8 protein-coding genes are annotated in these 11,156 nt (G+C 68.9%); 5 read left to right on the forward strand and 3 right to left on the reverse strand.

All coding sequences use genetic code 11. The annotated features are described in order from the left end of the window. Nucleotides 1–49: 49 nt before the first annotated feature. Both BM355_RS06685 and BM355_RS06690 read right to left on the reverse strand, forming a co-directional pair. Complete coding sequence (locus tag BM355_RS06685; RefSeq protein WP_091696391.1) at nt 50–3,448, reverse strand: S41 family peptidase; 3,399 nt, start codon at nt 3,446–3,448, stop codon at nt 50–52. A 13-nt stretch (nt 3,449–3,461) separates the two neighbouring features. After that, nucleotides 3,462–5,033 (reverse strand): serine/threonine-protein kinase, encoded by a 1,572-nt coding sequence (locus tag BM355_RS06690; RefSeq protein WP_091696392.1) that lies wholly within the window; start codon nt 5,031–5,033, stop codon nt 3,462–3,464. Between the two features lie 112 nt (nt 5,034–5,145). Here BM355_RS06690 and lipB point away from each other — a divergent pair, with 112 nt between their 5' ends. The 3 genes from lipB to BM355_RS06705 are packed head-to-tail and all read left to right on the forward strand — an operon-like array spanning nt 5,146 to nt 7,763. Continuing rightward, nucleotides 5,146–5,874, forward strand: a complete 729-nt coding sequence (gene lipB / locus BM355_RS06695) for a lipoyl(octanoyl) transferase LipB (protein WP_091696394.1) — start codon at nt 5,146–5,148, stop codon at nt 5,872–5,874. Beyond that, nucleotides 5,871–6,875: a lipoyl synthase gene (gene lipA / locus BM355_RS06700; RefSeq protein WP_091696396.1), complete on the forward strand. Its 1,005-nt coding sequence runs from the start codon at nt 5,871–5,873 to the stop codon at nt 6,873–6,875. The genes lipB and lipA overlap by 4 nt, the downstream gene beginning before the upstream one ends. 12 nt (nt 6,876–6,887) lie before the next feature. Further along, nucleotides 6,888–7,763, forward strand: a complete 876-nt coding sequence (locus tag BM355_RS06705) for a DUF4191 domain-containing protein (RefSeq protein ID WP_091696398.1) — start codon at nt 6,888–6,890, stop codon at nt 7,761–7,763. A gap of 93 nt (nt 7,764–7,856) precedes the next feature. On the opposite strand, the gene BM355_RS06710 is transcribed toward BM355_RS06705, so the two are convergent. After that, the gene (locus tag BM355_RS06710; protein WP_091696400.1) at nt 7,857–8,294 is read right to left on the reverse strand and encodes an RDD family protein; all 438 of its coding nucleotides are present in this window, start codon (nt 8,292–8,294) and stop codon (nt 7,857–7,859) included. Nucleotides 8,295–8,530: 236 nt separating this feature from the next. Between BM355_RS06710 and glnA the strand changes: the two genes are divergently transcribed. Together glnA and BM355_RS06720 are read left to right on the forward strand one after the other, a co-directional pair. Then, nucleotides 8,531–9,955, forward strand: coding sequence for a type I glutamate--ammonia ligase (gene glnA, locus BM355_RS06715; RefSeq protein WP_091696403.1), 1,425 nt, complete (start codon nt 8,531–8,533; stop codon nt 9,953–9,955). A 206-nt stretch (nt 9,956–10,161) separates the two neighbouring features. Beyond that, nucleotides 10,162–11,154: an LLM class flavin-dependent oxidoreductase gene (locus BM355_RS06720; RefSeq protein ID WP_091696405.1), complete on the forward strand. Its 993-nt coding sequence runs from the start codon at nt 10,162–10,164 to the stop codon at nt 11,152–11,154. The last annotated feature ends 2 nt before the right edge of the window (nt 11,155–11,156 follow it).

The raw sequence follows: 11,156 nt of genomic DNA on the forward strand, positions 1-11,156 counted from the left end.
CGGAATCATCCGGTCGGCCCCTTGTGCTGATGCGGTGCGGCTGGGCGGCTCAGCCGTCCCGCGGTGGCAGCGGCGGAGCAGCCAGGTTCGGATATCCCTCCCGCTCCGGCGCCGTGGCCGGAGGGGTCTGGGCGAGTTGGTCCAGCAGCACCTCCACGGCCCGGCGCAGCTGAGGATCCTCCCCGGCCCCCCACGCGTGCGGCGGGCAGACGACCTCGATGTCCGGCTCCACGCCCCGGTTCTCCACCTGGTAGCCCACACCGCCGGTGAACCAGGTCCGGTAGCGGGGCTGGGTGATCTTGGTGCCGTCGGAGAGCCGGAAGAGGTTGTCGATGCCGACCACGCCTCCCCAGGTCCGGGTGCCCACCACCGTGGCGAAGCCCTTGAGCTTGGCCACCTGGGTGATGATGTCGCCGTCGGAGCCGGCGAACTCGTCGGCCAGCAGCACCAGGGGTCCTCGCGGGGCATTGGCCGGGTAGGCCGTCGTCTCCTTGCCGCGGGTCTGATACCAGGCGGTGATGGTGCGGGAGAGCAGCTCGACCACCAGCTGCGAGGTGTGTCCGCCGGTGTTCCGGCGGACATCCACGATCAGCCCCTCCTGTGCCGTCTCGGCATCCAGGTCACGGTGCAGCTGCGCCCACCCGGTGGCCACCATGTCCGGGATGTTCAGGTAGCCGATCCTGCCTTGGGTCACCCCGTGCACCCAGGAACGATTCACGTTCACCCAGTGCTGATACCGCAGTCGGCCTTCCGTGCGGATGGGGACGACGGCGATGCGTCGCCGAGTCCCGTCCCTGGCCTCCAGCGTCAGCTCGACGATGCGCTCACCGGCGTGGGCCAGGAGGCGATCTGGAGGGTTCTGGGCGTCGACGGTCTGACCGTCGATCTCCAGCAGCACCTCGCCGGCCGAGGCTGCCGCTCCGGGAGCCGTCAGCGGCGACCTCGCCCGGGGATCCGAGGACTCGCCCGGAAGGATCCGAGCGATCCGCCACCGGCCGTCGTCGACCACCAGGTCGGCACCCAGCCGCCCCTGGTAGCCGGCCCGAGGCTCCTGGGTGGCCCAGGGGGTGACGTAGGCATGCGAGGTCCCCAGTTCACCCTGCAGGCACCGCAGGATGTCCATGAAGTCATCGTCCGTGGCCAGCGCCTCCAGGACGGGCAGGTACCGCTGGAGGACCCCGTCCCAGTCGATGCCGGCCATGTCCTCGGTCCAGAAGAAGTCCCGGGCCAGCCGCCACGTCTCGGTCAGGGCCTGGCGCCACGCGGCCAGCGGGTCCCGAGTGATCCTGATCCGCCCCAGGTCCAGGCTCTGGTGGTCGGCGTTGGAGGAGGAGGTCCGTCGGTTCGAGGGCACGCACCAGGCAGAGGATCCGTTGATGCAGACCACCCGCTTGCGGTCTCCAGAGGCCCGGTACCGGTCCAGACGGTCCACCAGCACCGTGGTGCTGCGGTCCTGGAAGGAGAAGTACTCCAGTCGGAACCCTTCCGACGGCGCGCTCGAGGAAGAGCGCCCATCACCGGTCGAGCCGATCGAGGCGTCGGCCAGCCACAGCAGGCCACCGTCCACCGAGGTCAGGGTCGTGTAGCGACCCTGGACCACGGGAACGGGCACGAGCCGCTGACTCAATCCCTCGATGTCCACCACGGTTCCAGCGGATTGGCGCTGCTGAGGTGCCACCGGCCCGGCTTCGGGAAGACCGACCACCGGCTTGGGCTGTCCCGCCAGGGGGACGGTGCTGCCCGGTGCGCGTCCCGTGGCCTGCTCGGTGCCGAAGGTCCAGGGGCCGAAAGGAGACGGGGTGTCGTCGTCCAGGGCCACCAGGAAGGGCTTGGTGGAGGCGGGGAAGGACAGGTCGAACCCCTGGGTGTCATAGACCGGGTCGAAGCTGCGTTCGGAGAGGAAGGCCAGGAACTTGCCGTCCGGGGTGAAGGAGGGCGAATGGTCGCGGAACCGACCGTCGGTCACCTCCACGGTGCCGGCGCCGGGGTCCGTGGTGCGGACCATCATGATCCGGGACCGTGCCTCATCGGCCCCCACCGGCTCGGCCCAGGCCAGCCACTGGGAGTCGGTGGAGAAGGCCAGATCCGTGATGGACCCGTATGGGGTGTCCTGGATCTGGTGCTGCTCCCCGGATTCGAGGTCGATCAGGATCAGCACACCCAGGTAGGTCGAGACCGCCAGGAACCGGCCATCCAGGGAATCCTCCATCAACGAGACACGACTGCCCGAGGGAAGGTCGAAGCGGCGCGGCTCGCCGGGGTTGGCCATCTCACCGGCTGCTGAGGAGAGCACGTGGGCGGTGGCGTCCTCTCCCGTGTTCGGCTGATCGTGCGCGGTGTGCAGGGGCACCAGATGGACCGCGTCCTCACCGGTGCGATCGGAGATGAAGGCGCAGTACTGGTCGCCGGGCAGGCGGGGCAGGCGGGCACGCACGTCCGCGTCGGACTCGATGGCGCGAGCAGGTCCCTGCCCGTGCAGGAGCAGGTGGACGGCGCCTCGGTTCTCCACAGCCGAGGCCGATCCCGTGTAGTCGGGCACAGCGCTGGCCAGACGACTGGTCCCGTCATAGGGCTGCTCGCGCAGATGATGCCCCAGCACGCCCAGGTTCACCTGGATGCGTTCGGCCTCGGCCCAGGACCCGTCCTGCCTCTGTCCGGCACCGTCGATCCCATACAGCCGGCCCGAGCGCTGGTAGACCAGTCGGTGCCCGTCCGAGGAGAGGTGCCGGGCATAGAACCCCTCATGGTCGGTGTGCCGCCGCAGGTCCGTGCCGTCAGGGCGGACCGAATAGACGTTGCCGTGGCCCTCGTGGTCGGAGAGGAAGCACACGCGACCGTCGGACCAGCACGGGTCCGAGATGTTGCCGTCCAGTTCCGGCACGAGTCGGTGGAAGGTCTCCTCGCCGTCGGGATCGATCCAGAGCTTTCCGGCAGCCCCTCCGCGGTACCGCTTCCAGAACGCCGGTTCCCCGTTCTGTGCAGAGCAGACCACCAGCGGATGCCGGTCGCTGCCCGGGGCGGAACGGGTGTCCCAGGCCAGACCCGACACCGGGCCGTAGGGAAGCCGTTGCGCCTGTCCGCCCTCCGGTGGCAGAGCCCATGCCCAGGTCATGCGGAAGTCCGCGTCGGCATGGGATCCGGTGACCACGGGACGGCCCGAGGGCGTGAAGCCTCGGGTGCGCGTGCCCAGGGCACCCCACCAGGTCAGCTGACGGTACCCTGACCCGTCCACGGCCGCGGTGACGGCCTCGGGGCTGGACCCCTGGACCACCGTCCAGATCAGGTGGCTGCCATCGGCGCTGAAGCGTGGATACTGGGCCGGCAGGTTCATTCCGGTGCGACGCTGAGCCATGCCGCCACTCCAGTCCACCGTCCAGAGATCGTTGTGGGCCACGAACACGACGGAGTCGCCATGGACGTGCGGGTAGCGCAGGTACGAGGCTCGCATGGGAACATCCTAGTCAGGCACCCGCGGCCAGAATCCGGTTCAGTCTCCATCCCTGGGAGGTCCGCACCATCTCCAGATCCACTCTCTCGGTGACCGTCGTGGCCTGTTCCGCCAGGGGTGCCTCCTCTCCGAGAGCATGAGTGGTGTACGGAGCGATCTCGAGCTCCACGGGGACACGCACCGGGCTCGGATCCACCGAGTCGATCTCCGTGGCCGGACCCACCGCCTGGACGGTGAGCTCCAGTCCTTCATAGCGCAGGTCACGGTCGGTGAGTTCGGCGACCAGTGCCAGGTCCTGCTCCTGGGCTTCTGATCCCTCCACGGTGTACCTCCGGACCTGGCCCGCGTCCTGGTCCACCAGGGCCCTGCTTCGGGCCGGGCCCAGCCCACGAACGGCCTGGGTCACCTCATCGTCCGCCAACAGGTCCGCTGCCTCCTCGGCAGGATCGTCGCTCACGGCAGGTGCGGTGACCGCCGACGGTGCGTTGTGATGGGTCGCCTCGGCCGGGGGACGTGTCGCGCTCGGAGTCGTCCGCGTCTCGGCCGACCGGACCTGGCCGGATCCTGCGCCTGGTCCGCTGTCCTGCTGCATCGTCCAGATCATGGCACCGGTGCTCATCGCGGCCACGGCGGTCACTGCCACCAGCGCGCGCCGCCTCGAGCGCGCTTGACCTCGCCACCGAGACGAGCCGCTGGCTGTCGAAGCGGGGCGGCGGGTGGGCAGTTCCATGGCGACAGAGGGGTGCGCCGCGCCGAAGAGATCCACCGGTTCCGGTGTGGCCCAGTCATAACAGGCCGTGGCGAACTGAGCCGCCGTGGGCCGGTCCTGTGGATCCATGCTCAACCCGGCTTCCAACAGGGCCACCACCTCGGAGGAGATCTCCGGCAGCGTCAGAGACAGCGGAGCTCGCGCGTGGGTGATCACCGGGGCTCGCCCGGTCAAGGCGTACCACCCCACGGCAGCCAGCGAGTACACGTCCGCCGCGGGTCCGGTGCGGGTGTCCAGCCGGGTCTCGGGGGCCTGGAAGCCCGGGGTCCCGCCGGGCCGGGCGGCACCCCCGAGCAGCCGTGCACACCCCAGGTCTCCCAGCGACGGCCGTCCGTCCACGGAGTACAGGACGTTGCCGGGCGAGACGTCGCCATGCACGACGCCGTGCCCATGCAGTGCGTCCAGGGCCTGCGCGATCGGCACCAGTGTGGTCACCACCTGGCCCACGGGCAGCGGCCCGACGGCCCGCACCAGGGCTCCCAGTGACCCGCCGGGCTGATACTCGCTCAGCAGCCCGGGACCCTGATCGGTCTGGACCACGCCCCGTGGCCGGACCAGGTGATCATGCCGCAGCTCACCGATGGCGCGCATCTCGTGGTCCAGCGCGTCCAGGCTGGCCGCCACCTCATGATCGGGGACCTTCAGGGCCCGCGCCGGCCCGCCGTCCTGCGGGTGGACCAGCCAGACGCGTGACGCCCCGCCCCGTCCCAGCTCGCGCTCCACCCTGTAGCCCGGGACCACCGGCGGCACAGCCTCGGCGGAGGGGGGCAGTGCCCCATCGGACGGGCCGTGGAGCCTCGAGTCGGCGTGCAGCATGGAAGGTCTCCTGCCTGGTCGGTGGGTCCGTGTCCTGGCTCCATCCTGGGCGAGGACGTCGCGCGACGTCGTCGGTTGTCCACAGGTCCGGCGGGTGGGTTACAGTGTGAGCATGCCGACAGACTCTCTGCCGGTCCACCGCGTCCTGGGACTGTCTCCGGACACGGTCGACTACCGGCAGGCATGGGACCTGCAGCAGCGTCTCCATGCCGACGTCGTCGCCCAGCGCAGCCCTGGTGCCGTCCTGTTCCTGGAACACACCTCCGTCTACACGGCCGGGCGCCGCACCCGACCCGAGGACCTCCCGGACGACGGCTCCGACGTGGTGCCGGTGGACCGCGGCGGACAGCTGACGTGGCATGGCCCAGGACAGCTGGTCTGCTACCCGGTGGTGGCACTGGCCCATCCTGCCGAGGTGAAGGACTACGTCTGGTTCCTGGAGGAGGTCATCATCCTCAGCCTCGCCGACCATGGCGTCCAGGCCGTCCGCGTGGAGGGCCGCTCCGGGGTCTGGCTGCGAGCGGACGCCCGGCGGCCCCGGGACGAGAAGATCGCCGCCGTGGGACTGCGGGTCACCCACGGGGTGACGATGCACGGCTTCGCCCTGAACTGCTCCAATTCCCTGGAGCCGTACACGCACATCACGGCCTGCGGCATCCGCGACGCCGGCTCCACCACTCTCACCCGGGAGATCCGCAGGACCGTCGCGCCCGCCGACATCCTCCCGGATGTCCGGCGCCACTTCTCGGCGCTGGCGCCGGCCTACCTGACACCGGTGACCCAGCCCCTGGACGAGGACTCCCTCGTCCTGACCCCCCTCCTGGAAGGAACCGCCCTGTGACCGCTTCGCCCGACGGCCGCCGCCTGCTGCGCATCGAGCAGCGCAACTCCCAGACGCCCGTGGAGCGCAAGCCGGCCTGGATGAAGGCGAAGGTGCAGATGGGCCCGGAGTTCGCCGAGCTGAAGCGGACGGTGAAGTCCTCCGGGCTGCACACCGTCTGCGAAGAGGCCGGATGCCCCAACATCTTCGAATGCTGGGAGGACCGCGAGGCCACGTTCCTGATCGGCGGCTCCGACTGCACTCGGCGGTGCGACTTCTGCCAGATCGACACCGGCCGGCCGGCCCCGCTGGACCGGGCCGAGCCACTGAAGGTCGCCCGGTCCGTCCAGCAGATGGACCTGCGGTATGCGACCGTGACCGGCGTGGCCCGCGACGACCTGACCGACGGCGGGGCCTGGCTGTACGCGGAGACGATCCGCCAGATCCACGCCGTGAACCCCGGGACCGGCGTGGAGATCCTGATCCCCGACTTCAATGCGGTCCCCGAGCTCGTGGGACAGGTGATCGACGCGCAGCCGGAGGTCTTCGCCCACAATGTCGAGACCGTTCCGCGGATCTTCAAGGCCATCCGTCCCGCGTTCCGGTACGAACGGTCTCTGGACGTGATCCGTCAGGGGCGGGACGCCGGGATGATCACCAAGTCCAACCTGATCCTGGGCATGGGCGAGGAGCGGGCGGAGATCAGCCAGGCCATGCAGGACCTGCATGACGCCGGGTGCGATCTGCTCACCATCACCCAGTACCTGCGACCCACCGAGAGACACCATCCGGTGGACCGGTGGGTGCGCCCCGAGGAGTTCGTGGAGCTGTCCGAGGAGGCCGAGCAGATCGGCTTCCTCGGCGTGATGGCCGGTCCCCTCGTGCGCTCGTCCTACCGCGCCGGACGGCTCTGGGCCACAGCCATGCGGCGGAAGGGCCGTCCGATCCCCGACCAGCTGGCCCACCTGGAGAACTCCGGCACGACGCGGCAGGAGGCCGCCACACTCCTCGCCGGTCGGTAGACTGGAGTCACTATGGCCTCATCCAAGAAGACACCGGCTGGCTCCGGTCAGCCCACTGCGCCCTCCTCCGCCCGCCCTGCCGGTTCCTCTGGCGACGGCTCCACCAGCCGAGAGAAGCTCAAGGCCGTCAAGGCGGCCCAGCGCCAGGCCCGCGCCGATCAGAAGGCGCAGGCCAAGGCCACCCGGGATGAGAAGCGCGCGAAGAAGAAGGCGACCAAGAAGCCGGGCGTGTTCAAGCAGCTCAAGCAGGTCTTCACCATGACCCGTGCGCATGACCCCAAGGTCGTGCTGTGGATGGTGCTGGCCTTCCTCGGGTCCGTGGCTGTGGGCCTGATCATCGGCCTGCTGCTGAACAACTGGATCACCTGGCTGCTGATCTCCATCCCCTTCGGCCTCCTGGCAGCCGTGCTGGTGATGAACCGCAAGGCAGAGAAGGCCGCCTTCGCCCAGATCGAGGGTCGCCCGGGAGCTGCCGGCGCCGCCCTGTCCACCCTGCGTCGCGGATGGATCATCCCCGAGCAGCCGGTCGCGGTGCACCCCAAGACCCAGGATGCCGTCTTCCGTGCCGTGGGACGACCCGGCGTGGTCCTGGTGACCGAGGGCCCCACTCAGCGGGTTCGGCAGCTCGTGGAGAAGGAGCGCAAGAAGATGGCGCGCTTCCTGCCCAACGTGCCGATCGAGGTCATCCACACCGGCAACGGCGACGGTCAGGTCGCACTGCACGAGGTCTCCTCCACGCTGAAGCGACTGCCCAAGAAGCTGACCAAGCAGGAGGTCCAGGCCGTGGACAAGCGCATCTCCGCGCTGGGATCCAGCAAGCTGCCCATCCCTCAGGGGATCGACCCCTACCGCGCACGTCCGGACCGCAAGTCCATGCGCGGTCGCTGATCCACCTGCACCATCACGAGTCTGCCCCGGAGCACATCGCTCCGGGGCAGACTCATGTTCGGCCGAGTCACGGCGTGAGGCTGCAGACGGAGATCACATGCGGATCTGCACCGTTCCGGCCAGCCGTTCGTGCGCGCCGCGACCGTCGGCGTCCACCATCAGCGGGGGCACCACCAGGCACAGCATCACCGTGCGGATCAGGGCCTTCACCGGCCCGGCCCAGGCGCCACCGAGCCGCACCACCTGGATGCCGACGATCCGCTTGCCCAACGTGGTGCCCAGGGTGCCCAGCAGCAGCACCTGCATGGCGGCGAAGATCACCAGCGTGGCCAGCGGGGCATTCTGGAACCAGACATTGGAGATCACCAGGGCCGCGGCCCAGTCGATCAGCAGTGCCAGGATGCGTCGTCCGGTGCCGGGCATCGAGGTGGGTCCCTGTGCAGGCAGACCCAGTCGCTGCCCGCGCCATCCATCGCCCCCACGCTGCGGAGGCCCGTCGACCCAGCTGGCCAGATCGCGGCGCGTGATCACGCGATCCTGCCGGCCGTCGTCGGGACGTGAACGATCTGCCGGGTCACCCGGTGATGAAGTCTGCTTGGCCACCCATCCACTCTACCGACGGCCCACGAGCGCCACCTCCCCCGGACAGCGGCCCCAGCACCGCGCTCGTTACACGCCCGAAACACGGTCGTCACGGTCGTTTCACGCCGCCCCGATAGGCTGGGGTCAACCGTTCACCCCTTCTGGCAACACGGCAAGGAGCCACGATGTTCTCATCTCCCGAAGAAGTCCTCGCGTACATCAAGGAGGAGGACGTCGTCTTCGTCGACGTCCGCTTCACCGACCTGCCCGGCGTGCAGCAGCACTTCAACGTCCCCGCCAAGGCGGTGGATGAGGACTTCTTCAAGGACGGTCAGCTCTTCGACGGCTCCTCCATTCGCGGCTTCCAGGGCATCGCCGAGTCGGACATGCAGCTCATCCCGGATGTGGCCACCGCCTACATCGATCCGTTCCGGGTGGAGAAGACCCTCTGCATGAACTTCTCGATCGTCAACCCGCGCACCGGCGAGCCGTACCACCGTGACCCGCGCGGCGTCGCCCAGCGTGCTGAGGAGTACCTGGCCTCCACCGGCATCGCCGACACCGCGTTCTTCGCCCCTGAGGCCGAGTTCTTCATCTTCGACGACGTCCGCTACGAGTCCACCCCGCAGCGCTCCTTCTACTCGGTGGACTCCGAGGAGGCCTGGTGGAACTCCGCCCGTCAGGACGAGGGCGGCAACCTGGGCCACAAGACCCCGGTCAAGGGCGGCTACTTCCCGGTCTCCCCCGTGGACAAGCAGGCCGATCTGCGTGACGCGATCTGCGTGGCCCTGGACGAGGCCGGGCTCGACGTGGAGCGCTCCCACCACGAGGTCGGCGCCGCCGGTCAGGCCGAGATCAACTACCGCTTCAACACCCTGACCCACTCGGCCGACGACCTGCTGAAGTTCAAGTACATCGTCAAGGGTGTGGCCGAGGCCTTCGGCAAGTCAGCGACCTTCATGCCCAAGCCAGTCTTCGGCGACAACGGCTCGGGCATGCACTGCCACCAGTCCCTGTGGAACGGCGGGGAACCGCTGTTCTACGACGAGAAGGGCTACGCCAACCTCTCGGACACCGCCCGCTGGTACATCGGCGGCCTGCTCAAGCACGCCTCGGCCGTCCTGGCCTTCACCAACCCCACGGTGAACTCCTACCGTCGCCTGGTCAAGGGCTTCGAGGCCCCGGTCAACATGGTCTACTCCCAGGGCAACCGCTCGGCCGCCATCCGCATCCCCATCACCGGGTCCAACCCCAAGGCCAAGCGCCTGGAGTTCCGCGCCCCGGACGCCTCGGCCAACCCCTACCTGGCCTTCGCCGCCCAGCTGATGGCTGGCCTGGACGGCATCCGCAATCGCATCGAGCCCGCCGAGCCGATCGACAAGGACCTCTACGAGCTGCCCGCCGAGGAGGCCAAGGACATTCAGAAGGCCCCGGGTTCCCTGGACGAGGCGCTGGAGGCTCTGGAGGAGGACCACGAGTTCCTGCTGGCCGGAGACGTCTTCACCGAGGACCTGATCCAGGCCTGGATCGAGTATAAGCGCGAGGTGGAGATCCTGCCGCTGTCCATCCGCCCGAACCCCTACGAGTTCGAGCTGTACTACAGCTGCTGATCTGCGGTCGCCGGCTCCGGTGTACCTGAGCGGAGGACCGACCATCACGACGACGGCACCCAGCCGACCTGCACCGGTCGCCTGGGTGCCGCTGGCGTCTGTGGGGCTCTGTCAGCCTCGTCAGGGAATAGTCACCGCGTGGTCTCCGCTGTACTCCAGGACGATGACGAGTCCGCGCCGGTGGCGCGGGGAATGAAGGTGTGTGCATGAGCTATCCGGTCTCGATCCTGGACCTGGCCGTGGTCCGTCCCGGTCAAGCGGTGTCTGAGGCGGTCGCCCAGAGCGTGGAGCTGGCCCAGCTGGCCGAGCGTGAGGGATTCGAGCGGATCTGGTTCGCCGAGCACCACAACTTCCCCACCATCGCCTCCTCGGCCACCTCGGTGCTGCTGGCCCATGTGGCCGCCCACACCGAGTCCATCCGGCTCGGCGCCGGAGGGATCATGCTGCCCAACCACTCACCTCTGGTGATCGCCGAGCAGTTCGGCACCCTGGCAGAGCTCCATCCTGGCCGCATCGACCTGGGACTGGGCCGGGCGCCCGGCACCGATCAGCGCACCATGATGGCCCTGCGGCGCGAGCCCTCTGCCGCGGACACGTTCCCACGAGACGTCAAGGAGCTGCAGGGATACCTCACCGGCAACTCGCTCATTCCGGGTGTGGACGCCTACCCGGGCACGGGAACGAACGTGCCGCTCTACATCCTGGGCTCCTCCCAGTACGGTGCACAGCTGGCCGCCGCCCTGGGTCTGGGCTACTCCTTCGCCTCGCACTTCGCACCCCAGATGCTCGAGCACGCCGCACGTGTCTACCGGGAGTCCTTCGAACCGACCGGTGAGGACGGGGCCCTGACCGAGCCGCACTTCATCGCCGCCCTGAACGTGATCGCCGCAGACACGGACGAGGAGGCCCACCGCCAGTTGGAGCTCTCTCAGCGGCTGCGGATCCGGCAGATGCTCGGTCGCGGCCGTGATCTCACCGAGGATGAGGTCACCATGCTGATGCACTCCCCCGCCGGAGAACAGGTCATGTCCATGAGCAAGTACACCGCGGTGGGCACCGTGGACACCGTTCGGGAGTATCTGGACGCCTTCCGTGAGCGAGTCCAGGCCGATGAGCTGATCGTCACCAACGCCGCCCCTGACCTCTCGGCGCGGCGGCGGACGCTGGAACTGCTGGGCGAGCACGTCATCCGCCGCTGACC

The organism is Micrococcus terreus (genome assembly GCF_900116905.1).
Classification (GTDB): Bacteria; Actinomycetota; Actinomycetes; order Actinomycetales; family Micrococcaceae; genus Citricoccus; species Citricoccus terreus.

Coding starts and splice junctions, on each gene's coding strand:
- BM355_RS06705 (WP_091696398.1), top strand. CDS start 6,888: ATGGCCTCATCCAAGAAGACACCGGCTGGCTCCGGTCAGCCCACTGCG.
- BM355_RS06720 (WP_091696405.1), top strand. CDS start 10,162: ATGAGCTATCCGGTCTCGATCCTGGACCTGGCCGTGGTCCGTCCCGGT.
- lipB (WP_091696394.1), top strand. CDS start 5,146: ATGCCGACAGACTCTCTGCCGGTCCACCGCGTCCTGGGACTGTCTCCG.
- BM355_RS06690 (WP_091696392.1), bottom strand. CDS start 5,033: ATGCTGCACGCCGACTCGAGGCTCCACGGCCCGTCCGATGGGGCACTG.
- BM355_RS06685 (WP_091696391.1), bottom strand. CDS start 3,448: ATGCGAGCCTCGTACCTGCGCTACCCGCACGTCCATGGCGACTCCGTC.
- glnA (WP_091696403.1), top strand. CDS start 8,531: ATGTTCTCATCTCCCGAAGAAGTCCTCGCGTACATCAAGGAGGAGGAC.